The following is a 24,480-nucleotide window of genomic DNA, read 5'->3' as shown; positions in this document are numbered from 1 at the left end:
GAGAATAATCATGAATAAGACAGCTGCAATCATCTCTGCCTGTGCGTTTACTTTTGCCCTGAGCGCCTGTTCCGGTAACAACTACGTGATGCACACCAACGATGGTCGTTCCATCGTTTCGGAAGGGAAACCGACAACCGATAACGATACCGGGATGATTTCGTACAAAGATGCTAACGGGAACAAGCAGCAGATCAACCGCACGGACGTGAAAGAGATGAAAGAGATCGAGCATTAACCGATCGCAGGCGAAAAAAAAGCACCGCAAGTTGGCGGTGCTACATTAATCACTATGGACAGACAGGGTAAATGTACAGGAAGTGAAAAATTGGTAGCGTTGCTACCGTGGTCTGAATCGCAGACCAATTGCAAACACAACAACACAACATCACAACCGTAAGCCAAAAGCCCTTCAGAACACGCATTCCGAAAAAAGCTCTTCGTTCCGGCTCAGGAAGTGCCGCCACTATAGGTATTTGCTGGTAGTTCCTCAACGGACAAATTATAATGGCTCAGATAAAAAAAACTAATAGGTTAAACGTTGTTTCCTATTTGTTAAATTCCTTTAACATCTAAGCCATATAACCATGTCAAAGCGATTGCCCCCCCTCAACGCATTACGTGTTTTTGATGCAGCAGCACGTCACCTGAGCTTCACCCGCGCAGCCGATGAGCTTTTTGTGACACAGGCCGCAGTAAGTCACCAAATCAAGTCTCTGGAGGATTTTCTGGGCCTTAAGCTGTTTCGTCGACGCAACCGCTCGTTGCTGTTGACCGAAGAGGGGCAGAGCTATTTTCAGGATATTAAAGAGATTTTTTCGCAGCTTACTGAAGCCACGCGTAAGCTACAGGCCCGCAGTGCAAAAGGTGCTCTGACTGTTAGTTTATTGCCCAGTTTTGCCATTCAGTGGCTGGTGCCAAGACTCTCAAGCTTTAACTCAGCTTATCCGGGGATAGACGTTCGAATCCAGGCCGTGGATCGTCAGGAAGACAAGCTGGCCGATGACGTGGATGTCGCGATTTTTTATGGGCGCGGTAACTGGCCGGGCTTGCGTGTTGAGAAATTATACGCAGAATATCTCCTGCCGGTCTGTTCCCCTCTGCTATTAACGGGCGACAAAGCGCTGAAGTCTCCCGCTGACCTGGCGCAGCATACGCTTTTGCATGATGCCTCTCGACGCGACTGGCAAACTTATACCCGTCAATTAGGTCTTACACATATAAACGTGCAGCAGGGACCCATCTTTAGCCACAGTGCGATGGTGTTACAGGCTGCCATTCACGGGCAGGGCGTGGCGTTGGCGAACAACGTCATGGCGCAGTCCGAAATAGAGGCAGGTCGCCTGGTCTGCCCTTTTAATGATGTACTGGTCAGCAAGAATGCGTTTTATCTGGTTTGTCATGACAGTCAGGCAGAACTGGGTAAAATAGCCGCCTTCCGGCAGTGGATACTGGCGAAAGCGGCAAGCGAGCAAGAAAAATTCCGCTTCAGGTATGAACAATAACGTTTGTGTGCCGGGCACGCATCAATTCAGGACTTAAACATGACCAGCCGATTCATGCTGATTTTTGCCGCGGTGAGTGGCTTTATTTTTGTTGCACTGGGCGCCTTTGGCGCACATGTCTTAAGCAAGTCGTTGGGCGCTGTAGAGATGGGCTGGATCCAGACCGGCCTTGAATATCAGGCGTTCCATACGCTGGCAATCTTTGGGCTGGCGGTGGCGATGCAGCGCCGTATCAGCATCTGGTTTTACTGGAGCAGCGTCTTTCTGGCGCTGGGTACGGTGCTTTTCAGCGGCAGCCTTTACTGTCTGGCACTTTCGCATTTACGCCTGTGGGCGTTTGTTACACCTGTCGGTGGCGTCAGCTTCCTGGCGGGTTGGGTATTAATGTTTATCGGAGCTATCCGTCTGAAACGCAAGGGCGTTGTTCATGAATAAGGTTGTTTTATATTGTCGCCCGGGGTTTGAGAAAGAGTGCGCCGCGGAAATTACCGATAAAGCGGCGAAGCGCGAAATCTTCGGCTTTGCCCGCGTAAAAGAAAACGCGGGCTATGTGGTATTCGAATGCTATCAGCCTGAAGATGCGGATAAGCTGGCGCGCGAGCTGCCGTTCAGCTCGCTGATTTTTGCGCGCCAGATGTTTGTCGCGGGTGAGCTGCTCAAAGACCTTCCCCCGGAAGACCGCATCACGCCAATCGTGGGCATGCTGCAGGGCGTGGTGGAGAAGGGCGGCGATCTGCGCGTTGAAGTGGCGGATACCAACGAAAGTAAAGAGCTGATGAAGTTCTGCCGTAAGTTCACCGTTCCGCTGCGCGCTGCGCTGCGTGATGCGGGCGTGCTGACGAACTACGAAACGCCGAAGCGTCCGGTGGTGCATATCTTCTTTATTGCACCGGGCTGCTGCTATACGGGCTACTCGTACACCACCAACAACTCTCCTTTCTTTATGGGCATTCCGCGTTTGCGCTTCCCGGCCGATGCGCCAAGCCGTTCTACGCTGAAGCTGGAAGAGGCGTTCCACGTCTTTATCCCGGCGGATGAGTGGGATGAGCGTCTGGCAAACGGCATGTACGCTGTCGATCTCGGCGCGTGCCCGGGCGGCTGGACCTATCAGCTGGTGAAACGCAACATGTGGGTATCGTCCGTTGATAACGGCCCAATGGCGCAAAGCCTGATGGACACCGGACAGGTCACCTGGCTGCGTGAAGACGGTTTCCGCTATCGCCCGAACCGCAACAACATCTCATGGATGGTGTGCGACATGGTTGAGAAACCGGCGAAAGTGGCCGCGCTGATGGCCTCCTGGCTGGTGAACGGCTGGTGTCGCGAGACCATTTTCAACCTCAAGCTGCCGATGAAAAAGCGCTATGAGGAGGTGTCGCAGAACCTGGCCTACATTCAGGAGCAACTGGACGAACACGGGATTAACGTGGAGATCCAGGCGCGTCAGCTGTATCACGACCGCGAAGAGGTGACGGTGCATATTCGTCGCTGGTGGGCGGCCGTAGGCGGGCGTCGCGACGAGCGATAGCACGTACTTTGTTTTGCCCGGTGGCGCTGCGCTTACCGGGCCTACAAAAACCCTGTAGTCGTTTTAACGTTCTAACCTTAACTGCTGTAAATTCCCGTCCAGCTGTAAATCCGTCTGTAGCGTTGCGATTTCCCGGCAGATAAACGCCATCTCTTTATGCGCCTCCAGCTTCTTGCGCCATTTTTCGGGCACCTCGTCCAGACGGGCGTAAATGCCCTCCAGACTCTGAAAATCGGTCAGCAACTGCGCGGCGCTCTTCGGCCCAATACCGGCCACGCCCGGAACTTTAGAGCTGCTGATGCCTGCCAGGCCCCAGTAATCCGGCAATTGCTCAGGCGATACGCCAAACTCGCTGGCAATGAACGGCGCGTCCAGCCAGCGTTTTTGAAAATAGTCGCGAATGCGAATAGTCGGGGAGAGCAGCTGGCAGTAGCCTTTATCCGTTGAAACGATCGTGGCCTGATGCCCGGCACTCGCCACCTTTACGGCCAGGGTGGCCGCGAGATCGTCGGCTTCATTTCCCTGTGCGCCCCAGCAGGGGACGCCCCGCTGTTCAAATGCGGCGCGCAGCATGGGTAATTCGGCGTGAAGATCGTCCGGCATCGGTGCGCGTCCGGCTTTGTAGTCGGGCAGACGCTGGTGCCGCCAGCCCGTGTTGCGGGCTTCATCATCAAAAACCGCGACCGCGTGGGTGGGCTCGCTGTGGCGGATAAGCTGTTCCAGCGCGTGCAGGCAGGTGTCTTTACAGGGCGTCCCCTGTACCGCATGGATACGGCGAATCAGGTTAAGTGCATCGACGATAAGTAAATGAACGGCCACAGATAATCTCCCTTCTATCTCATGCAAGAAGGGTAACACTGTCAGCAGCGTGAAACTATGAATGGTGGGGAAATCAGGAAGAAGCCTCGCAAAACGAGGCTTCCTGAGAGGCTTAATCGCAGGTCACGATCTTCATCGCCAGGCCGCCGCGAGAGGTTTCGCGGTATTTGGCGTTCATATCTTTACCCGTTTCGTACATGGTTTCGATAACCTTATCGAGACAGACGCGCGGTTCGCTGGTGCGGCGCAGCGCCATACGCGCCGCGTTTACCGCCTTCACGGAGGCAATCGCGTTACGCTCGATGCACGGAACCTGTACCTGTCCGGCAACCGGATCGCAGGTCAGCCCCAGGTTGTGTTCCATGCCGATTTCCGCAGCGATGCACACCTGCGCCGGGCTTGCGCCTAACAGCTCCGCCAGACCTGCCGCCGCCATGGAGCACGCCACGCCGACTTCACCCTGACAGCCCACTTCCGCACCGGAAATGGAGGCGTTCATCTTATACAGAGAACCAATCGCACTGGCCACCAGCAGGTAGCGCGCCAGCGAGTTCGCGTTCACTTCACGGATAAACTTGTCGTAGTACGCCAGTACGGCCGGAACGATGCCGCAGGCACCGTTGGTTGGCGCGGTGACCACACGGCCCCCTGCGGCGTTTTCTTCGTTTACCGCCAGGGCGAACATGTTGATCCAGTCCACCACGGCCATCGGGTCCGTTGTCGTTTTGTCGGTGCTCACCAGCATACGGCGCAGCGCTGCCGCACGACGCGGTACGCGAAGCTTGCCCGGCAGAACGCCTTCGGTGGTGATCCCGCGCTCAATACCGCCGCGCATCACGTCCCAGACGTTAGCGAAGTGCTGTTCCAGCTCCTCTTTGCTGTGCAGCGCCAGCTCGTTTTTCATCATCAGACCGGAGAGGGAAAGGCCCGTCTCCTGGCAGTGGCGCTGGAGGTCTGCCGCCGTTTTGTACGGATACGGCACCTCGACAGAAGAGGTACTGGTTTGACCAAAGTGGTCTTCGTCGACGATAAAACCGCCGCCGATAGAGTAGTAAGTCTGGCTGTATACCGCTTTGTCGCCGGCCAGCGCGGTAATGCGCATGCCGTTTTCGTGTAGCGACAGGTTGTCCGCATGGAAATTCATGCAGTGGTCAACCGGGAATTCAACCTCATGCTCGCCGTTCGCCAGCAGCAGGCGCCCGTGGGTGTTCACGTCCTGGATAAAGCCAGGGATCGCATCAATATCAACGGTGTCCGGCAGGTTTCCCGCCAGGCCCATGATAATGGCGATATCGGTGTGGTGGCCTTTCCCGGTCAGGGAAAGTGAGCCGTATACATCGACAACCACGCGGGTGATGTCGTGCAGGATGCCGCGTGCAATCAAGTCATCCGTGAACTGCTTACCGGCTTTCATCGGTCCGACGGTGTGAGAGCTGGAAGGACCAATACCGATTTTGAAGATATCGAATACGCTAATCATGATGCGTCCATTGCTTTCAGTCAGAGAGGAGGGAGTGCGCCGTCCGGGGACGGCGCGGGTGAGAATCAGAACATGGTGTACAGGGAGTAGAAGATCGCAGAGATAGCGATAAGCCCCATGATAACCACAAAGACGTTGCTAACATGACCGCTGTACTTACGCATAGCCGGGACTTTCTGAATCGCGTACATCGGCATCAGGAACAGAATCATCGCGATGACCGGGCCGCCCAGGGTTTCAATCATGCCCAGGATGCTTGGGTTCAGCGTCGCTACCGCCCAGGTGGTGAGCAGCATGAACAGTGCAGTGATTTTGTTCAGCTTGTTGATTTCAATGCTCTTGCCTTTACCGCGCAGAGATTTAATCACCATACCGTTGAAGCCTTCACGTGCGCCGAGGTAGTGGCCCAGGAAGGATTTGGTGATGGCGATCATCGCGATGATCGGTGCCATCCACGCAATCAGCGGTGCGTTAAAGTGGTTCGCCAGGTAAGACAGAATTGAGATGTTCTGCTCTTTCGCTGCCGCCAGGTCCGCCGGGGAGAGGCTCAGTACGCAGCTGAAGACGAAGAACATAACGGTCAGCACCATCATGATGTGAGCGCGTGCCAGGATGCTGGAGCACTTCTTCTCTGCGCCATTACCGTACTCTTCACGTTTCGCCACGGCGAAAGAGGAGATGATTGGGGAGTGGTTGAAGGAGAAGACCATTACCGGGATCGCCAGCCACAGGGTCATCAGCAGGCCGTTACCGGTTGCAGACGCGCTGCTCAGGGACAGGGTTTCCAGCGCTGCGCCGTTCCACTGTGGGATCAGGTAGCAGGCCAGCAGCATCAGTGCGGCCACAAACGGGAACACCAGCACGCTCATCGCTTTCACAATCATCTGCTCACCGAAGCGCACGATGGTCATCATGCCGACAATCAGGATCAGAGACAGGATGGCACGCGGTGGCGGCGTCATGTGCAGCTGGTGCAGCATGAAGCTTTCAACGGTGTTGGTGATCGCCACGCTGTAGACCAGCAGGATAGGGTAAATCGCGAAGAAGTAGAGCAGGGTAATCAGTTTACCTGCGCCCACGCCGAAATGCTCTTCAACCACTTCAGTGATGTCTTCGCCCGGGTTTTTACCGGACAGCACGAAGCGGGTCAGACCGCGGTGTGCAAAGAAGGTCATCGGGAAAGCAATGATAGCCATAATGATCAGCGGAATCAGACCGCCGACGCCTGCGTTGATAGGAAGGAACAGTACACCAGCGCCGATTGCCGTGCCGTAAAGGCCAAGCATCCACATGGTATCCGTTTTGCGCCAACCACTTCGGGATTCAATCGAAGCAACGGTGCTGGTTTGAGTGGTTTCCATCTGTATCTCCTGGAGGAAGCAAATTGTCAGGTTTTTAGTCAAATCCGATGAAAAAGTGCCTGACGGTAATATGAAATTCGTTCAGTGACGGTTTTTTAATAATTTTCGCCCGTAACTATTGGCGGGCGGAAAGATACATTCTCGTTATGAATCTATCAGTGATCGCGATCCCAAATGCAATAATCCACTTATGATGTGGGCATCTTTAGACCATTTATCTGTTAAAAAAACATCAAAGAGAATTTACGCGCGCGAAGGCTACCACCAACGACATGTGCGCTGAAAGACTGGCCCTTGATATAGGTGTCTTTCGCTGTAAAGAAATGGGTTTTTAGTATTTTCTGGCAGGTAATTTGGATTAAGGCTGATAATTTACGGTTGAAAGATATAGGTAATCGTTTGCGTTTGTGGCGATTTTGTAAAAGATATAAGTGATGCCTATGAATTACATCAGGAATAAAAAAAGCCGGAACGCGCGACAGGGCGACCCGGCTTTGATGAGATGCCGCTAAGCGTTATGTGCAGATTTCGTAGCAAGGAATATAGGCGGAGCCCGGCAGCTTCATGCGGTGCTGGGCGACAAAGCCCTGCAGCATGTCATCCATGCGGCGCATCATCTCCGGATCGCCGTGGATCTTGTACGGACCGAACTGCTCAATGGCGCGGATACCGACCTCTTTGACGTTGCCCGCCACAATCCCGGAGAAGGCGCGACGCAGATCGGCGGCCAGGACTTCCACCGGCTGGTCCGGGTAGAGTTTCAGGTTCGCCATGTTCTCGTGTGAAGGCTCGAACGGGATCTGCAGGTCCGGCGCAATGCGGATTGACCAGTTAAAGCTGTAGGCATCCCCGGTATCGCGACGGTTCTCCTTCACCAGCGGCATCGCTTTTTTCATCTGGCGCGCCACTTCCGCAGCATCGTCGATGATGATGCGATAGTGACGACGCGCGGCTTCACCCAGCGTGTGTACGATAAACTCGTCCAGCACGCGGAAGTAGTCGGCGCTCTCTTTTGGCCCGGTCAGGATCAGCGGCAGGACCTGATCTTTGTTGGCCGGGTTCATCAGAATACCCAGCAGATAGAGCAGCTCTTCCGCTGTCCCCACGCCGCCCGGGAAGATGATGATGCCGTGGGCGATACGAACAAACGCTTCAAGACGTTTTTCGATATCCGGCATGATAATCAGCTCGTTAACCAGCGGGTTAGGTGGTTCAGCGGCGATGATGGACGGCTCGGTCATGCCGATAAACCGTCCCTCTTTGTAGCGTTGCTGCGCGTGACCCACTGCGGCACCTTTCATTGGCGCTTCCATCGCACCCGGACCACATCCGGTACAGATATTCAGCTCGCGCAGGCCAAGCTGGGTGCCCACCCGACGCGCATAAAGGTATTCGGTTTCGTTAATGGAGTGGCCGCCCCAGCAGACGACCATGTTCGGCGCTTCACCCACGTGCAGGGCACGGGCGTTGCGCAAAATAGAGAACACCAGGTTGGTGATATGGACCGAGCTTTCCAGGTCGAGATGCTGGAAACGGCCTGCGTTGTGGATCTGCCCGTTAACAAACAGGATGTCACGCAGCACGGCAAACAGGTTAGCCTGAAGTGAACGGATGATGCGTCCGTCGACGAATGCCTCTTCCGGCGGGTTAATGACTTCAAGCTTCACGCCGCGCTCGCGGCGCAGCACGTTGATATCAAAGCTTTCGAAGCGGGACAGCAGTTCTTTACTGTTATCTGTCAGGCTTCCGGAGTTCAGAACGGCAAGTGAACAGTTACGAAACAGTTGATAAAGATCGCTGCTGGCCGTGCGTTTAAGCATGTCCACTTCCAGCTGCGACAACATATCCATTGAGCCAAGCGGGCTAATATGTGTAATCAAGTGAGCTCCTTACGGGACGATTATCGTCTTTCCCTGTTGATTACAATAGCCCTGCCGCGTGACGTTTCACAACCTAAAGCGCGGAAGATACCGCGCATATTGTGAAAATATTTATATTACTGACGCACCAGCCGGCCCGTCGCAGGCACAAAATCGGTGTTGGTACGCCACGGGTTGATGTCCAGGCCGCCGCGGCGGGTGTAGCGCGCGTAAACGCTCAATTTTTCTGGCTGGCAGAAGCGTTGGATATCGCTAAAGATGCGCTCCACGCACTGCTCGTGGAATTCATTGTGATGGCGGAACGACACCAGGTAGCGCAGCAGCTTTTCCCGGTCGATTTTTGGCCCGCGATACTGGATCTGCACCGAGCCCCAGTCCGGCTGGTGGGTAATCAGGCAGTTGGATTTCAGCAGATGGCTCACCAGCGTCTCTTCAACCACCTTGCCGCTCGCCGCGTTTTCGAGGTAATCGGCGCTGAATTCATAATTCTCCACCTCGATATCCTGATCGTCGATGCAGGTCCCGTTGAAGTGGGCGACTGGCTGGCCTTCCAGCTCGTGCAGGCGATACAGTGAAACGCTCACCTTTCCCTGCGCGCAGGCGCTTAAATCACGTTCCAGGGTGCGCTGAACGTCGTCCCAGCTGTTGAATTTGGTCTGGTTAAAACTGTTGAGATAGAGCTTAAAGCTTTTGGACTCGACGAGATTCACGCTGGCATAGTCCAGCTCAACGTGTCCCACCGCCACCTGCGGCAGGCCGCGCGCGTTGAGCCACGAGAGTTCGTACAGCGTCCAGATATCGCCACCCACGAACGGCAGCGCGTCCGCGTGCAGTCCCAGAGGGTCGCGGTTCAGGCTACGCGGCACGCCCTGCAGCAGGCTTGCATCGTAGGTATCGCGGTAATCGGTCGATTTACCCAGCGTTAAGCCGGTTAACGCCTGATGATTTTCGTAAGACATGTTTCATAGCCACTTTACAGGTACACTTATGGCCTGAGTTTATCCTGTCTGACAAGAAGAGAGAAATCGGTGGACATCGAAACTGCAAATGCCCTCACTACCTTCACGACCCGCTACTGCGACGTATGGCATGAAAAGCAGGGCACGTGGCCGCAAAGTGCTGATTTATATGGCGTCCCTTCGCCGTGCATTATCTCTTCGCTTGAGGATTACGTGATCTGGCAGCCGAAGCCGAATAACGGTGAGCAGAATGTAAATGCGGTTGAACGGGCAATGGACATTGTGGTACAACCAGCGGTTCATGCGTTTTATGCCACGCAGTTTGCAGGGGATATGCCCGCGCGCTTTGCGGACATGACGCTGACGCTGTTGCAGACCTGGAGCGAAGACGATCTGCAGCGTGTTCAGGAAAACCTGATTGGTCATCTGGTCACGCAAAAACGTCTTAAGCTTTCTCCGACGCTCTTTATTGCCACGCTGGACAGCGAGCTGGACGTTATCTCCGTCTGTAACCTGTCAGGCGAAGTGATTAAAGAGACTATCGGTACCCGCAATCGCGAGACTCTCGCCCCTTCTCTTGCGGATTTCCTCACCCGACTTGAGCCCCTTCTGTAATCCATGCTGCTACAGCGCGTGTGAGAGATCTCTTACAAGGTTTGTGAGAGATCGCTGGAACATTCAGTATTACCTCATTAAATTCAGATTAATATCACTCTATTTTTCAACGAATTAGTTGTTCCTCCTATTATTTTTAGGGAGTCCCCACGTCTTACAACGCTGGCTGAGTGGGTTGTAAGACGAAGCGGAATAGCGGATTCTATCTCCGTCGACAGGAAGCCGACACGAGAAACGAACATCAGGATGATGGCGTTTCTCACACAGGACTCGTCAGGATGGCGCAGCAGGAAGGCTTCTGGATGAAGCGAAGTGGATAACGCAGGATGCGTAAGGGACACCTCCAGGAAGGAGAACGAGAGCCGGTCAGGATGGTCGGTGGGTCAGGAAGGCCAGGACGTTTCAGGATGAAACAAACACGTCAGGAAGATGTGTGCAGGATGCGAAAGGTAGACGGATGACCAGGCCTTCGGGCTTCAGGAAAAGTTGTCACGGATGAGCAGGGAGCACGAATTGTAGCTGGAATGCTGCGGAACGAACCGGGAGCACTGTTTTTACAGTGCTCCCTTTTTTTATTTCTGCCTTTCGCAATGCTATGCTGCGCGCCGTTCACATTTTCAGTTGAGGTTACTATGACGCAACACGATAGCGTTCGTGCTCAGTTGCACGCCATCGAAGCCCTTTTGCGCCAACATCAGCTGTGGCAGGAGACCGCGCCGCAGCCAGAAGCGTTCGCCAGCACCCAGCCCTTTTGCCTGGATACGCTGGCCCCTTTCGAGTGGCTGCAGTGGGTGTTAATTCCGCGCATGCACGCCCTGCTTGAGGGGGGACACCCCTTGCCGCAGGCGTTTGCTGTCTCTCCCTATTATGAAATGGCGCTCGACGCGACCCACCCTGCGCGCGACGTCATGCTGGTCGAACTGGAAAAGCTGGATGCCCTGTTTGCCGGTGAAGATGCATGACGCTAGAAATCCTCTATCAGGACGAGTGGCTGGTGGCGGTGAATAAACCGTCAGGCTGGCTGGTGCACCGCAGCTGGCTGGATCGCGACGAGAAAGTGGTGGTGATGCAGACCGTTCGTGACCAGATTGGTCAGCATGTGTTTACCGCCCATCGCCTCGACAGGCCGACCTCCGGCGTGCTGCTGATGGGGCTTTCCAGCGAAGCTGGCCGTCTGCTGGCCCAGCAGTTCGAACAGCACCAGATCCAGAAGCGCTACCACGCGATCGTGCGTGGCTGGCTGACCGAGTCCGCCACCCTGGATTATCCACTGGTGGAGGAGCTGGACAAAATCGGCGATAAATTTGCCCGGGATGACAAAGGCCCGCAGCCGGCCGTGACCGATTATCGCGGTATGGCAACCACGGAAATGCCGGTAGCCACCAGCAAATTTCCGACCACACGCTACAGCCTGGTTGAGCTTCTGCCGAAAACCGGGCGCAAGCACCAGCTGCGACGCCATCTGGCGCATCTGCGCCACCCGATTATTGGCGACAGCAAACACGGTGATTTGCGCCAGAACCGCAGCGCGGCCGAACACTTTGGCTGCCATCGTCTGATGTTACACGCAAGCGAGCTGAGCCTGACGCACCCGTTTACCGGCGAGCCGCTGACTCTCCGCGCGGGGCTGGACGACGTCTGGATGCAGGCGCTGTCACAGTTTGGCTGGCTGGGACAACTCCCCGAAAATGAAAGGGTTGAGTTTGTATCGGGCAACGTTCAGGATGAAGAGTAAGCGCATTCACTATGGGAAAATAGCATGGCTGAAGTAGGCATTTTTGTCGGCACAATGTACGGCAACTCGCTGCTGGTCGCGGAAGAGGCGGAGGCGATTCTGGCAAGCCAGGGTCATAAAGCCACGGTCTATGAAGACCCGGAGCTGGCGGACTGGGAAAAGTATAAAGATAAATACATTCTGGTGGTGACCTCCACCACCGGGCAGGGCGATCTGCCGGACAGCATCGTGCCGCTGTTCCAGGGCATTAAAGACCAGCTTGGCTATCAGCCAGACGTTCGCTACGGCATCATCGCCCTCGGCGACAGCGCTTACGCCAACTTCTGCGGCGGTGGCAAGCAGTTCGATTCGCTGTTGCAGGAGCAGAGCGCCCAGCGCGTCGGCGAGATGCTGCTGATTGATGCGGGTGAGCACCCGGAGCCAGAAAGCGAATCAAACCCGTGGGTGGAGAACTGGGCCTCACTTCTCAAATAACACTCTGCCCGGCGGCGTTTCGCTTGCGCGGGCCTACGGGTTTTCCAGGCCGGGTCAGGCGTAGCCGCCACCCGGCATTACACTTCGCACCAAACGCCATTTCCGTGAACCACCTTCCACTCCTCTGGGCTTATGCCCTAAACAACCTCCCTCACGCCCTTTAATACTGTGTTTTTGCACGGTGAGGTGAAGAGGCACTCCTTCATATACTTTTCCGGTCACGATAAAACGGCTTCAGGCCGTACCAAAACGACAAAAACCAATCTCATTCTGCTTACCCTACCGGTGCTGTACAGAATGAACCAGGCGAAAGCTATGTTTCAGGAGTGCAACAATGAGTTCATTAAGCCACGCAGCGAGCAGCGCTGAAAAGCGCACCAATGCCCGCTACTGGATAGTGGTGATGCTGTTTATCGTCACGTCCTTTAACTATGGTGACCGCGCCACGCTGTCGATTGCCGGCTCGGAAATGGCAAAAGATATCGGCCTTGATCCCGTGGGCATGGGTTACGTTTTCTCCGCCTTCTCGTGGGCCTACGTCATCGGGCAAATTCCTGGCGGCTGGCTGCTCGACCGCTTTGGCTCGAAACGGGTCTACTTCTGGTCCATCTTCATCTGGTCTGCCTTTACCCTGCTGCAGGGCTTCGTCGATATCTTCAGCGGCTTCGGCATTATCGTCGCGCTCTTCACGCTGCGCTTCCTGGTGGGCTTAGCGGAAGCGCCTTCCTTCCCGGGCAACAGCCGCATTGTGGCGGCCTGGTTCCCGGCTCAGGAGAGGGGAACGGCGGTGGCGATTTTCAACTCCGCACAGTACTTCGCGACGGTGATCTTTGCGCCCATTATGGGCTGGCTAACCCATGAGGTGGGCTGGTCGCACGTGTTCTTCTTTATGGGCGGACTCGGGATCGTCATCAGCTTTATCTGGCTGAAAGTGATCCACGAACCCAACCAGCACCCTGGCGTAAACAAAAAAGAGCTGGAGTACATCGCTGAAGGCGGCGCGCTGATCAACATGGATCAGAAATCCTCGACGGCGAAAGTGCCGTTCAGCCAGAAATGGGCGCAGATCAGGCAGCTTGTCGGCTCGCGCATGATGATCGGGATCTATCTGGGCCAGTACTGTATCAACGCCTTGACCTACTTTTTCATCACCTGGTTCCCGGTGTACCTCGTGCAGGCACGCGGCATGTCGATTCTGAAAGCGGGGTTTGTTGCCTCGGTCCCGGCCATCTGTGGCTTCGTGGGGGGCGTGCTCGGCGGGGTGATTTCCGACTGGCTGATGCGCCGCACGGGTTCACTGAACATCGCGCGTAAAACGCCCATCGTGCTCGGCATGCTGCTCTCCATGACCATGGTGTTCTGTAACTACGTCAATGCCGAGTGGATGATTATCGGCTTTATGGCGATGGCCTTCTTCGGCAAAGGCATTGGCGCGCTGGGCTGGGCGGTAATGGCGGATACGGCCCCGAAAGAGATCAGCGGCCTGAGCGGCGGTCTGTTCAACATGTTCGGCAACATCTCCGGGATTGTGACGCCCATCGCTATCGGCTACATCGTCGGTACCACCGGCTCTTTCAACGGTGCGCTAATCTACGTGGGTGTGCATGCGCTGGTGGCGGTCCTGAGTTACCTGGTGCTGGTGGGGGATATCAAACGCGTCGAACTTAAACCTGTTGCGGAGCGTGGCTGATGACAACGCAATCGAGCCCTATCGTCACCGAGATGAAGGTCATCCCGGTGGCCGGGCAGGACAGCATGCTGCTCAATATTGGCGGCGCGCATAACGCCTGGTTTACCCGTAATATCGTCGTGCTAAAAGACAGCGCAGGGAATACCGGCGTGGGCGAGGCCCCTGGCGGAGAGGTGATTTACCAGACGCTGGTCGATGCCATTCCGCAGGTCGTGGGGCAGGAGATTGCCCGTCTGAACAAGGTGGTTCAGCGGGTGCATAAGGGCAACCAGTCGGCAGACTTTGAGACGTTCGGTAAAGGTGCCTGGACGTTTGAACTGCGCGTCAATGCGGTCGCCGCGCTGGAAGCGGCTCTGCTTGATTTACTGGGTAAGGCGCTCAATGTCCCGGTCTGCGAACTGCTGGGGCCCGGCAAACAGCGCGATGCGGTCACCGTGCTGGGCTATCTGTTCTACATTGGCGATCGCAATAAAACCGATCTCCCCTATCTGGCTCGATCCACGGGCGATCACGACTGGTATCGCCTGCGCCACCAGGAAGCGCTCTCCAGCGACGCGGTGGTGCGGCTGGCCGAGGCGGCGCAGGATCGCTACGGCTTTAAGGATTTCAAGCTGAAGGGCGGCGTGCTGCCCGGCGAGCAGGAGATTGAAACGGCCCGGGCGCTGAAAAAGCGCTTCCCGGATGCGCGGATCACCGTCGATCCCAACGGCGCATGGCTGCTGGATGAAGCGATTAGCCTGTGCAAAGGGCTGGGGGATATCCTGTCCTATGCGGAAGACCCCTGCGGCGCGGAACAGGGCTTTTCGGGCCGCGAAGTGATGGCCGAGTTCCGTCGGGCCACCGGACTGCCGGTGGCGACCAATATGATCGCTACCAACTGGCGCGAACTAGGTCATGCGGTGATGCTGAACGCCGTGGACATACCGCTGGCGGACCCGCACTTCTGGACGCTCTCAGGCGCGGTCCGCGTGGCGCAGCTGTGCGATGACTGGGGACTCACCTGGGGCTGTCATTCGAACAATCACTTTGATATTTCGCTGGCGATGTTTACCCACGTTGGCGCCGCTGCGCCGGGTAACCCGACCGCCATCGACACGCACTGGATTTGGCAGGAAGGCGAAGCCCGCCTGACGAAAAATCCGCTGGAAATCATCAATGGCAAGATTGCCGTACCGGATGCGACGGGCCTGGGCGTGGAGCTGGACTGGGATCTGATCCATAAAGCCCATGAGGCGTATAAAAAATTGCCGGGCGGCGCGCGAAACGATGCGGGCCCGATGCAGTACCTTATTCCCGGCTGGACATTTGACCGTAAGCGCCCTGTTTTCGGACGTCACTGATAAAAGGATTACACGATGAGTACTTTTACGACCCCTGTCGTCACCGCCATGCAAATCATTCCGGTTGCGGGCCATGACAGCATGCTGATGAACCTGAGCGGCGCGCACGCGCCGTTCTTCACGCGCAACATTGTCATCATCAAAGACAATGCCGGCCATACGGGCGTGGGCGAAATTCCGGGCGGGGAGAAGATCCGCAAAACGCTGGAGGACGCCATTCCGCTGGTGGTGGGCAAAACGCTGGGTGAGTACAAAAATGTCCTGAACACCGTGCGTAACACCTTTGCCGATCGCGATGCCGGGGGCCGGGGTCTGCAGACCTTCGATCTGCGCACCACTATCCACGTGGTGACCGGCATTGAAGCCGCGATGCTGGATCTGCTGGGCCAGCATCTGGGCGTTAACGTTGCGTCGCTGCTGGGCGAGGGGCAGCAGCGCAGCGAAGTGGAAATGCTGGGCTATCTGTTCTTTGTCGGCGACCGGAAGCTGACGCCACTGCCGTATCAGAGCCAGCCGGATGAACAATGCGACTGGTACCGGCTTCGCCACGACGAGGCAATGACCCCGGATGCGGTGGTGCGCCTGGCGGAAGCGGCATACGAAAAATATGGCTTCAACGATTTCAAACTGAAGGGCGGCGTGCTGGCCGGGGAAGAAGAGGCGGAAGCCGTCACCGCGCTGGCAAAACGTTTCCCGCAGGCGCGCGTGACGCTCGATCCGAACGGGGCCTGGTCTCTCAATGAAGCGATTGCGATCGGCAAGCAGCTGAAAGGCGTGCTGGCCTACGCGGAGGACCCGTGCGGGGCTGAGCAAGGCTTCTCTGGCCGTGAAGTGATGGCGGAATTCCGTCGCGCTACGGGGCTGCCGACCGCGACCAATATGATTGCGACCGACTGGCGTCAGATGGGGCACACCTTATCCCTCCAGTCAGTCGATATTCCGCTGGCTGACCCGCACTTCTGGACGATGCAGGGTTCGGTTCGCGTGGCGCAGATGTGCCATGAGTTTGGCCTGACCTGGGGTTCGCACTCCAACAACCACTTCGATATCTCGCTGGCGATGTTCACGCACGTCGCCGCCGCTGCGCCGGGCACGATCACTGCTATCGACACCCACTGGATCTGGCAGGAAGGTAATCAGCGTCTCACTAAGCAGCCGTTTGAGATCAAAGGTGGCATGGTGCAGGTGCCTTCCACGCCGGGGCTGGGGGTTGAGCTGGATATGGATCAGGTCATGAAGGCCCATGAGCTGTATCAGAAACACGGTCTGGGCGCGCGCGACGATGCGATGGCGATGCAGTATCTCATCCCTGACTGGACATTCGACAATAAACGCCCGTGCATGGTACGATAAACGCATTGGGACCGCTCCCATGGGCGGTCTTTTACGTGGTGTATGCTTAACGTAACAACTATGCGTAAGGATGGCTTATGAAAATTGTTATCGCACCGGACTCGTATAAGGAAAGTTTGAGTGCGCTTGAGGTTGCGACAGCGATAGAGCGTGGTTTTCGCGAGATCTTTCCCGAGGCGGTTTACGTGAAGCTGCCGGTCGCGGACGGTGGCGAAGGGACGGTTGAGGCGATGATCGCGGCAACGCAGGGAAGCATTGTGCATGTTCCGGTGACCGGCCCGCTGGGCGAGCGCGTGGAGGGGTTCTATGGCTTGTCCGGAGATAAGCAGAGCGCCTTTATTGAAATGGCGGCGGCAAGCGGCCTGGAGCGGGTTGCGCCTTCGCAGCGTAATCCGCTGAAAACCACCTCCTGGGGCACGGGCGAACTGATTCGTCACGCGCTGGATGTGGGCGTTAAGCATATTATTATTGGCATTGGCGGCAGCGCTACCAACGACGGCGGCGCAGGGATGGTGCAGGCGCTGGGGGCGAAGCTGCTGGACGACAATGAACAGCCTCTTGGGCAGGGCGGGGGCGAGCTGGGAAAACTCGCGCGTATCGACCTGAGCGGGCTGGACAAGCGTCTGGTGGAATGCCGGATTGAGGTGGCCTGCGATGTAACCAATCCGCTTACCGGGAACGATGGCGCGTCAGCGGTATTCGGCCCGCAGAAGGGCGCCACACCCGAGATGATCGTCACCCTGGACAACGCGCTTGCGCACTATGCAAGCGTGATTGCCCGGGACCTGGATATCGACGTGCTGAACCTTGCTGGCGGCGGCGCGGCGGGGGGCATGGGCGCGGCGCTCTACGCCTTTTGCGGCGCGCAGCTGCGCCAGGGCATTGAGATCGTGACCGATGCGCTACACCTGGCCGACCAGGTGGCCGATGCGGATCTGGTGATCACGGGGGAAGGCCGCATTGACAGCCAGACGATCCACGGCAAAGTCCCGGTGGGGGTGGCGAAGGTGGCAAAACGCTTTAACAAACCCGTTATTGGCATTGCAGGCAGCCTGACGGCGGACGTTGGCGTGGTACACGATCACGGCATTGATGCCGTGTTTAGCGTGATGTACACCATCTGCACGCTGGAAGACGCGCTGGAAAATGCCGGCGAGAACGTCAGGATGGCCGCAAGGAATATCGCGGCGGTGCTGAAAGTGGGGCAGGCATTTTAACTGTGATTGCCGGGTGGCGGCCTCGCCTTACCCGGCCTACGTTAGTGCACCTGTAGGCCCGGCAAGCGGAGCGCCACCGGGCTTTTACCTCAGCTCCCCAACACCTTCATCGCTTCGCGCGTCACGTTATCCATTTCATCCAGCAGCTCCAGGAACTCCGGTTCAAGCTCCGATTCCGGCGTGCCCGCACGCAACTGCTGCTCCAGCAACTGGCAGAGGTTTTTCAGCCGCGGTACGCCGCTGTACCCGCAGCTGCCGTGCAGCTTGTGGATTGCGTCCAGCAGATCTTCCGGGTTTTCACCCACCAGTTGCTCTTCCACCTTGTTGCGAATTTCTGGCAGAAACGCGACCAGCATTTGCAGCATGTCGCGGGCCAAATCGGGTTTACCTGCCGCCTGGCGCAGCGCGAGCTGCCAGTCAAAGGTCGCGTTTTGATTGATGCTGATTTCAACCGGTTCGCTGGAAACCGTGTACGTTCCGCCAATATGACCCGGCTTGTAGCGCAACAGCAGGCTATGAAGTTTCTCTTCATCGATGGGCTTTGCCAGATAGTCATTCATCCCGGCGCTCAGCAGCTTCTCCTTCTGGCCCGCCATCGCGTGCGCGGTGACAGCAATAACCGGCGTTTGCTGCTGATGCGGCAGCTGGTGGATCAGCTCGCACGCCCGGATGCCGTCCATGCCCGGCATCTGAATATCCATCAGGATTAAATCGAACTGCATCTGCTTAGCCTGTTCAACCGCCTGCGCGCCGCTGGTGCACAGCTCCACATGCTGAACCTGGTCCTCAAGCAATGCGCCAATGAGCTTCAGGTTGGCCGGATTATCATCCACTGCCATCACGCTCATCGGCAATTTTTGCTCATCGTTAATCAGCGGAAGGGCATGCTGGCTAAGACGGCAATATTCCGTGAGGGCTGGCAGCAAACGGGTTGCGGTCAGTGGTTTCAAAAGGCACGCGGCCGCGCCGTCGTTTTTCAGTTCTTCCGCGTTGAGCTGCCCATGGCACGGCAGCGCCAGCAGCAGGTAGTCGGTCATCGACGCGGCTTTCGCCAGGCGCTCCTGCTGCATGGTCAACTCGCCGGTGAAGGTGACCGGAATGCCCATCAGCAGAATATCGTAATGCTCTACGGCAAGCGCCGAGAAGGTGGGGCTGTAGACCACCTCCAGCGGCGTGGTGCTTAAGATGTCGAGCGTACACTGCGCCGCCGCAGCGTTAGGTTCAACGTAGGCCAGACGCTTGCCTTTCAGGCAGTCCGTCACCGGGCCATCGGTCAGCACGTTCGGATTAAGGTCCAGATTAATGTGGAACCAGAAGGTTGAACCGCGGTTTGGCTGGCTGTGGAAAGAGATATCGCCGCCCATCTCGTTCACCAGGCGCTGGGTGATCACCAGCCCCAGACCGGTACCGCCATGACGGCGGGAGATGCTGGCGTCCGCCTGACGGAACGCCTGGAACAGACGCGACTGGTCGCGCTCCGGAATGCCGATGCCGGTATCGCGGATCTGGACTTCAATCTGGACCTTATTGCTGCTGATGGAGCGTTTCTCTACCAGGATGTCGATATTACCGCTTTCGGTGAACTTAATGGCATTCCCGACAAGGTTAGTTATGACCTGCTGCAGGCGCAGCGGATCGCCAATAACGTTATCCGGCACGTCGTTTTTAATGTTAAGCGTCAGCTCCAGGCCTTTGTCGTGCGACGAGTGCGCGAGCAGCGTCACCACTTCATCCAGCGTGCTGCGCAGCGGGAAGGGGATACTCTCGAGGATCAGCTTGCCCGCTTCCAGCTTGGAGAAGTCCAGCACGTCGTTAATGATCGCCAGCAGGTTGTTGGCCGAACGTTCAATGGTGTGCAGGTGATCCCGCTGAGTGGGGTTGAGCTCGCTTTTCAGGGTCAGACGGGTAAAGCCGATCACGCCATTGAGCGGCGTGCGCAGCTCGTGCGACATATTGGCAAGGAATTCCGATTTAATACGCGCCGCTTCCTGAGCGCGCTTTTTCGCCAGATCCAGCTCAACGTTCTGGATCTCCATCTGCTCCAGCGTTTCGCGCAGGTCGGACGTCGCCTGGTCAACGTTGTGCTGCATCTCTTCGTGATAGGCCGCCAGCGACATCGCCATCGAGTTGATGCCGTTTTTCAGCATGTCCAGCTCGCCCAGCATAAACCCTTCCACACGGCTGTCGAGCTGTCCCCGGCGAATGCGGTCAACCGTGTTAACCATGTTGCGGATGGGGCCCGTCACGTCGCGCATCAGGCGCCAGCCGAAGATCAGCGCAATGCCGATGCAGAACAGCATCATCACGCCAGAGATGAAGATCTCTTTGTACTGCTGTAGCCGGACCGACTTGAGATCCAGCTCCAGCGCCACATATCCCAGCATATTATTGCTGGATTTGGCGTCGGACTGTGCAGACTCATCGGGGGAATAGCTTTCCGACACGATCGGCGTGCGCAGGATCATGATATCGCCGCGCCGCAATACGGTGAGGTGGCGCGGGAACGGCGTACCGTCCGGGATTTTCAGTGCTGCCGGATCGAGATGAAAGTTTGAGGTCACAAACAGGCGGTTATGTTCGTCGTAAACGGAAATGGCGCGTACGATGTCCGAGTGGCGGCGGTGGAGTACGCTGATTAACTGCCCAATGGATTCGCGGTTTTGCAGGTTCATGCCGTACTCGCTGGAGACGGCAAGCGGTTCGATAATGCTGGCGCCTGCATCTTCCAGCTGTCGCTGCAAATCGTTATAGCGGTGCACCACAAAGAAGATACTCAGCAGCAAACCGATGAGAACGGTGGGGGCGAGGATCAAAATCATCATGCGCGCGCGCAGGCTGTAGTTGGTCATGGCGTTCCGTTATGGGACAATTAAGATAATTATGGTTATGTGAGAAAAATCTCTGCGATGGCGCAATTCTACTCTGCAAAGCGACGCGTGACGACGCGTCAAATCATCACTGTTGAGGCCACGGAACTCGATCCGTTTGGCCAGGGAGTGGCACGTCACAATGGTAAGGCTCTGTTTATAACAGGTTTACTGCCAGCAGAACGAGCAGAAATTACGCTAACGGAAGATAAACGCCAGTTTGCGCGCGGGCAGGTTAAGCGTCGCTTCAACGATAGCCCGGAGCGTGTGGCACCCCGCTGTCCCCATTTTGGCGTGTGCGGCGGCTGCCAGCAACAGCATGCGAGCACAGAATTACAGCAAAAAAGCAAAAGCAACGCGCTGGCGCGTCTGCTTAAACATGACGTTAACGAAATTGTTGCCGATGAGCCCTGGGGCTATCGTCGTCGCGCGCGCCTGAGCCTCAGCTATCAGCCAAAAACGGAGCGGCTGGAGATGGGGTTTCGCAAGGCCGGCTCCAGCGACATCGTTGACGTGAAGCGGTGCCCCATTTTGGTGCCCCATCTTGAGGCATTGCTTCCGGAAGTGCGCATCTGCCTCTCCGGGCTGGACGGCGTACGCCATCTTGGGCACGTCGAACTGGTCATGGCAAACAATGGCCCGCTGATGGTGCTGCGTCATACCGCGCCGTTGTCGAAGAAAGATCGCGAAAAACTGGAACGCTTTTCGCATTCCCACGACCTGGCGCTTTTCCTGGCACCACAAAGCGAGATACTTGAACAGGTTACCGGTGAGGCGCCCTGGTATGCGTCAAACGGGCTACGCTTAACGTTCAGCCCGCGGGATTTCATTCAGGTCAATGATGGCGTTAACCAGCAGATGGTGGCGAAAGCGCTGGCGTGGCTGGACGTTCAGAAAAGCGACCGGGTGCTCGATCTGTTCTGCGGAATGGGCAACTTCACGCTGCCGCTGGCGCAAGAAGCGGCCAGCGTCGTCGGCGTGGAAGGCGTTGAGGCGCTGGTGGCGAAAGGGCAGGAGAACGCGCGGCAGAACGGCTTGCAAAATGTGACATTCTTTCATCAAAATCTTGAGGACGATGTCACCCAACAGCCGTGGGCAAAGCAGGGCTTTGATAAAATTTTGCTCGACCCGGCGCGTGCCGGTGCCCCGGGCGTGATGGCACATATTATTAAACTCGCGCCAAAGCGTGTGGTCTATGTTTCCTGTAACCCGGCAACGCTTGCCCGGGACAGCGAGGCACTGCTCAGCGCGGGTTACCAGATTCAGCGTCTGGCAATGCTGGACATGTTCCCGCACACTGGGCATCTGGAATCGATGGTGTTGTTCGAGCACATCTAATTTGTTTGGCTTGTCGACTTCGACAGGCCCTGGTCCCTAAAGGAGAGGACAATGGTTGCGGTAAGAAGTGCACATCTCAATAAAGCTGGGGAGTTTGACCCACAAAAATGGATCGCAAGTCTGGGAATTTCCAGCCAGCAGTCGTGTGAACGCTTAACCGAAACCTGGGCCTATTGTCTGCGCACCACGCAGGGGCATCCCGACGCCGATCTTCTTCTGTGGCGCGGCGTGGAGATGGTTGAAATCCTGTCCATGCTGAACATGGACATCGAAACGCTGCAGGCCGCGCTGCTCTTCCCCCTCGCGGATGCGGACGTGGTCAGCGAAGACGTGCTGCGCGACAGCGTCGGAAAATCCGTCGTCGCGCTGATCCACGGCGTGCGCGATATGGCAGCCATTCGTCAGCTCAAAGCCGCGCATACAGATTCCGTCTCCTCAGAGCAGGTCGATAACGTTCGCCGGATGCTGCTGGCCATGGTGGATGATTTCCGCTGCGTGGTCATCAAGCTGGCCGAGCGCATTGCCCACCTGCGAGAGGTGAAGGATGCGCCGGAAGATGAGCGCGTGCTGGCTGCCAAAGAGTGTACAAACATCTATGCGCCGCTGGCGAACCGGCTGGGGATTGGTCAGCTGAAGTGGGAGCTGGAAGATTACTGCTTCCGCTATCTGCACCCGGCGGAATACAAACGGATTGCCAAACTCCTGCACGAGCGCCGTATCGATCGCGAGCACTATATCGAGGAATTTGTCGGCGGACTGCGCCAGGCGATGAAAGAAGAGAACGTGCGCGCCGAAGTCTACGGTCGACCAAAGCACATCTACAGCATCTGGCGCAAAATGCAGAAGAAACACCTCGCCTTCGACGAGCTGTTTGACGTGCGCGCCGTGCGTATCGTGGCGGAGCGTCTGCAGGACTGCTACGCCGCGCTGGGGATAGTGCACACGCACTTCCGTCATCTGCCCGATGAGTTTGACGACTATGTCGCCAACCCCAAACCGAACGGCTATCAGTCAATCCATACCGTGGTGCTTGGCCCTGGCGGTAAAACGGTCGAGATTCAGATCCGCACCAAACAGATGCACGAGGACGCCGAGCTGGGCGTTGCCGCGCACTGGAAATACAAAGAAGGCACGTCCGGCGGGGCGCGTTCTGGCCACGAAGACCGCATTGCCTGGCTGCGTAAGCTGATTGCGTGGCAGGAAGAGATGGCCGATTCCGGCGAGATGCTCGACGAAGTGCGCAGCCAGGTCTTTGACGATCGCGTCTACGTCTTTACCCCGAAAGGGGACGTTGTCGACCTGCCGGCCGGCTCTACGCCGCTCGATTTTGCCTACCACATCCATAGCGATGTGGGGCACCGCTGCATCGGGGCGAAAATTGGCGGGCGTATCGTACCGTTCACCTATCAGCTGCAGATGGGCGACCAGATTGAAATCATTACCCAGAAGCAGCCGAACCCGAGCCGGGACTGGCTTAACCCGAACCTGGGGTATGTCACCACCAGCCGCGGGCGCTCGAAGATTCACGCCTGGTTCCGTAAACAGGATCGAGACAAGAATATCCTTGCCGGTCGCCAGATCCTTGACGACGAGCTGGAGCATATCGGGATCAGCCTGAAAGAGGCGGAGAAATTCCTGCTGCCGCGCTACAACTTCAACGAGCTTGATGAGCTGTTAGCGGCGATTGGCGGCGGTGATATTCGTCTGAATCAGATGGTGAACTTCCTGCAGGCGCAGTTCAATAAGCCAAGCGCGGAAGAGCAGGACGCGGCGGCGCTGAAGCAGCTGCAGCAGAAAACCTACGCGCCGCAGCAGCGCAGCAAAGACAACGGCCGCGTGGTGGTCGAAGGTGTCGGTAACCTGATGCACCACATTGCCCGCTGCTGTCAGCCAATCCCAGGCGACGATATCGTTGGCTTTATCACTCAGGGGCGCGGAATTTCGATTCACCGTTCCGACTGCGACCAGCTTGCCGAGCTGCAGTCCCATGCGCCGGAGCGCATCGTGGAAGCGGTCTGGGGCGAGAGCTACTCCGCCGGCTACTCGCTGGTGGTGCGTGTCACCGCCAACGACCGCAGCGGCCTGCTGCGCGACATCACGACCATTCTCGCCAACGAGAAGGTCAACGTGCTGGGCGTCGCCAGCCGCAGCGATACCCGCGAGCAGCTTGCCACCATCGATATGACTATCGAAATCTATAACCTGCAGGTGCTGGGCCGCGTGCTCGGCAAGCTGAACCAGGTGCCGGATGTGATTGACGCGCGTCGTCTGCACGGCGGCTAAACATCCTCTTCCGTAGGCCGGGTAAGGCAACGCCGC

20 protein-coding genes are annotated in these 24,480 nt (G+C 56.9%); 14 read left to right on the top strand and 6 right to left on the bottom strand.

Features of this window, described 5'->3' with window-relative positions:
• Positions 1-10: 10 nt before the first annotated feature.
• The 4 genes from ACVCAM_RS11345 to rlmM all read left to right on the top strand — a co-directional run bounded on the left by ACVCAM_RS11345 (position 11) and on the right by rlmM (position 3,033).
• Entirely contained in the window at positions 11-238 is a 228-nt protein-coding gene (locus tag ACVCAM_RS11345) for a YgdI/YgdR family lipoprotein (protein ID WP_008499648.1), read from the top strand.
• Between the two features lie 349 nt (positions 239-587).
• Entirely contained in the window at positions 588-1,505 is a 918-nt protein-coding gene (gene gcvA, locus ACVCAM_RS11340) for a glycine cleavage system transcriptional regulator GcvA (protein ID WP_008499647.1), read from the top strand.
• A 39-nt stretch (positions 1,506-1,544) separates the two neighbouring features.
• Positions 1,545-1,940: a DUF423 domain-containing protein gene (locus tag ACVCAM_RS11335; protein WP_008499646.1), complete on the top strand. Its 396-nt coding sequence runs from the start codon at positions 1,545-1,547 to the stop codon at positions 1,938-1,940.
• Complete coding sequence (gene rlmM / locus ACVCAM_RS11330; protein WP_021241891.1) at positions 1,933-3,033, top strand: 23S rRNA (cytidine(2498)-2'-O)-methyltransferase RlmM; 1,101 nt, start codon at positions 1,933-1,935, stop codon at positions 3,031-3,033. The genes ACVCAM_RS11335 and rlmM overlap by 8 nt, the downstream gene beginning before the upstream one ends.
• Before the next feature lie 63 nt (positions 3,034-3,096).
• On the opposite strand, the gene xni is transcribed toward rlmM, so the two are convergent.
• From xni to queF, 5 genes are all read right to left on the bottom strand, one after another.
• Positions 3,097-3,852 carry a flap endonuclease Xni gene (gene xni / locus ACVCAM_RS11325; protein ID WP_021241892.1) on the bottom strand — a complete coding sequence of 252 codons (756 nt, stop codon included), beginning with the start codon at positions 3,850-3,852 and terminating at the stop codon, positions 3,097-3,099.
• Positions 3,853-3,964: 112 nt separating this feature from the next.
• Entirely contained in the window at positions 3,965-5,332 is a 1,368-nt protein-coding gene (gene sdaB, locus ACVCAM_RS11320; RefSeq protein WP_008499643.1) for an L-serine ammonia-lyase II, read from the bottom strand.
• Positions 5,333-5,397: 65 nt separating this feature from the next.
• Positions 5,398-6,693, bottom strand: a complete 1,296-nt coding sequence (locus ACVCAM_RS11315) for an HAAAP family serine/threonine permease (RefSeq protein ID WP_008499642.1) — start codon at positions 6,691-6,693, stop codon at positions 5,398-5,400.
• A 515-nt stretch (positions 6,694-7,208) separates the two neighbouring features.
• A complete protein-coding gene (ppnN, locus tag ACVCAM_RS11310; protein WP_013098530.1) occupies positions 7,209-8,573 on the bottom strand; it encodes a nucleotide 5'-monophosphate nucleosidase PpnN in 1,365 nt (454 codons plus the stop codon).
• Positions 8,574-8,689: 116 nt separating this feature from the next.
• Entirely contained in the window at positions 8,690-9,532 is an 843-nt protein-coding gene (queF, locus tag ACVCAM_RS11305) for an NADPH-dependent 7-cyano-7-deazaguanine reductase QueF (RefSeq protein WP_023294462.1), read from the bottom strand.
• Positions 9,533-9,601: 69 nt separating this feature from the next.
• On the opposite strand from queF, the gene syd reads away from it, so the two are divergent.
• The 8 genes from syd (at position 9,602) to ACVCAM_RS11265 (ending at position 17,956) form a co-directional block, all read left to right on the top strand.
• On the top strand, positions 9,602-10,147 hold the full coding sequence (gene syd, locus ACVCAM_RS11300; RefSeq protein WP_069598737.1) for a SecY-interacting protein: 546 nt from the start codon (positions 9,602-9,604) through the stop codon (positions 10,145-10,147).
• A gap of 632 nt (positions 10,148-10,779) precedes the next feature.
• Complete coding sequence (locus ACVCAM_RS11295; RefSeq protein ID WP_023294461.1) at positions 10,780-11,109, top strand: YqcC family protein; 330 nt, start codon at positions 10,780-10,782, stop codon at positions 11,107-11,109.
• Positions 11,106-11,882, top strand: coding sequence for a tRNA pseudouridine(65) synthase TruC (truC, locus tag ACVCAM_RS11290; RefSeq protein WP_023344820.1), 777 nt, complete (start codon positions 11,106-11,108; stop codon positions 11,880-11,882). The genes ACVCAM_RS11295 and truC overlap by 4 nt, the downstream gene beginning before the upstream one ends.
• Positions 11,883-11,906: 24 nt before the next feature.
• Positions 11,907-12,356 carry a flavodoxin gene (locus ACVCAM_RS11285; protein WP_407223625.1) on the top strand — a complete coding sequence of 150 codons (450 nt, stop codon included), beginning with the start codon at positions 11,907-11,909 and terminating at the stop codon, positions 12,354-12,356.
• A 334-nt stretch (positions 12,357-12,690) separates the two neighbouring features.
• A complete protein-coding gene (gene gudP, locus ACVCAM_RS11280; protein WP_032675441.1) occupies positions 12,691-14,046 on the top strand; it encodes a galactarate/glucarate/glycerate transporter GudP in 1,356 nt (451 codons plus the stop codon).
• The gene (locus ACVCAM_RS11275) at positions 14,046-15,386 is read left to right on the top strand and encodes a glucarate dehydratase family protein (RefSeq protein ID WP_262818615.1); all 1,341 of its coding nucleotides are present in this window, start codon (positions 14,046-14,048) and stop codon (positions 15,384-15,386) included. The genes gudP and ACVCAM_RS11275 overlap by 1 nt, the downstream gene beginning before the upstream one ends.
• Positions 15,387-15,401: 15 nt before the next feature.
• Entirely contained in the window at positions 15,402-16,739 is a 1,338-nt protein-coding gene (gudD, locus tag ACVCAM_RS11270; RefSeq protein WP_023325986.1) for a glucarate dehydratase, read from the top strand.
• A 77-nt stretch (positions 16,740-16,816) separates the two neighbouring features.
• Positions 16,817-17,956: a glycerate kinase gene (locus tag ACVCAM_RS11265; RefSeq protein ID WP_262818614.1), complete on the top strand. Its 1,140-nt coding sequence runs from the start codon at positions 16,817-16,819 to the stop codon at positions 17,954-17,956.
• Between the two features lie 89 nt (positions 17,957-18,045).
• On the opposite strand, the gene barA is transcribed toward ACVCAM_RS11265, so the two are convergent.
• Positions 18,046-20,805, bottom strand: coding sequence for a two-component sensor histidine kinase BarA (barA, locus tag ACVCAM_RS11260; protein ID WP_045408504.1), 2,760 nt, complete (start codon positions 20,803-20,805; stop codon positions 18,046-18,048).
• A 57-nt stretch (positions 20,806-20,862) separates the two neighbouring features.
• Between barA and rlmD the strand changes: the two genes are divergently transcribed.
• Positions 20,863-22,161 (top strand): 23S rRNA (uracil(1939)-C(5))-methyltransferase RlmD, encoded by a 1,299-nt coding sequence (gene rlmD, locus ACVCAM_RS11255; protein ID WP_039265525.1) that lies wholly within the window; start codon positions 20,863-20,865, stop codon positions 22,159-22,161.
• Positions 22,162-22,212: 51 nt separating this feature from the next.
• Entirely contained in the window at positions 22,213-24,444 is a 2,232-nt protein-coding gene (relA, locus tag ACVCAM_RS11250; RefSeq protein ID WP_008499628.1) for a GTP diphosphokinase, read from the top strand.
• The last annotated feature ends 36 nt before the right edge of the window (positions 24,445-24,480 follow it).

Source organism: Enterobacter sp. CFEC122 (genome assembly GCF_052983755.1).
This window is presented reverse-complemented; position numbering and strand designations above follow the sequence as displayed.

Coding starts and splice junctions, on each gene's coding strand:
- relA (WP_008499628.1), top strand. CDS start 22,213: ATGGTTGCGGTAAGAAGTGCACATCTCAATAAAGCTGGGGAGTTTGAC.
- ACVCAM_RS11295 (WP_023294461.1), top strand. CDS start 10,780: ATGACGCAACACGATAGCGTTCGTGCTCAGTTGCACGCCATCGAAGCC.
- gcvA (WP_008499647.1), top strand. CDS start 588: ATGTCAAAGCGATTGCCCCCCCTCAACGCATTACGTGTTTTTGATGCA.
- truC (WP_023344820.1), top strand. CDS start 11,106: ATGACGCTAGAAATCCTCTATCAGGACGAGTGGCTGGTGGCGGTGAAT.
- ACVCAM_RS11275 (WP_262818615.1), top strand. CDS start 14,046: ATGACAACGCAATCGAGCCCTATCGTCACCGAGATGAAGGTCATCCCG.
- gudP (WP_032675441.1), top strand. CDS start 12,691: ATGAGTTCATTAAGCCACGCAGCGAGCAGCGCTGAAAAGCGCACCAAT.
- ACVCAM_RS11265 (WP_262818614.1), top strand. CDS start 16,817: ATGAAAATTGTTATCGCACCGGACTCGTATAAGGAAAGTTTGAGTGCG.
- queF (WP_023294462.1), bottom strand. CDS start 9,532: ATGTCTTACGAAAATCATCAGGCGTTAACCGGCTTAACGCTGGGTAAA.
- rlmM (WP_021241891.1), top strand. CDS start 1,933: ATGAATAAGGTTGTTTTATATTGTCGCCCGGGGTTTGAGAAAGAGTGC.
- ACVCAM_RS11335 (WP_008499646.1), top strand. CDS start 1,545: ATGACCAGCCGATTCATGCTGATTTTTGCCGCGGTGAGTGGCTTTATT.
- gudD (WP_023325986.1), top strand. CDS start 15,402: ATGAGTACTTTTACGACCCCTGTCGTCACCGCCATGCAAATCATTCCG.
- barA (WP_045408504.1), bottom strand. CDS start 20,805: ATGACCAACTACAGCCTGCGCGCGCGCATGATGATTTTGATCCTCGCC.
- ACVCAM_RS11315 (WP_008499642.1), bottom strand. CDS start 6,693: ATGGAAACCACTCAAACCAGCACCGTTGCTTCGATTGAATCCCGAAGT.
- rlmD (WP_039265525.1), top strand. CDS start 20,863: ATGGCGCAATTCTACTCTGCAAAGCGACGCGTGACGACGCGTCAAATC.
- sdaB (WP_008499643.1), bottom strand. CDS start 5,332: ATGATTAGCGTATTCGATATCTTCAAAATCGGTATTGGTCCTTCCAGC.
- ACVCAM_RS11285 (WP_407223625.1), top strand. CDS start 11,907: ATGGCTGAAGTAGGCATTTTTGTCGGCACAATGTACGGCAACTCGCTG.
- ACVCAM_RS11345 (WP_008499648.1), top strand. CDS start 11: ATGAATAAGACAGCTGCAATCATCTCTGCCTGTGCGTTTACTTTTGCC.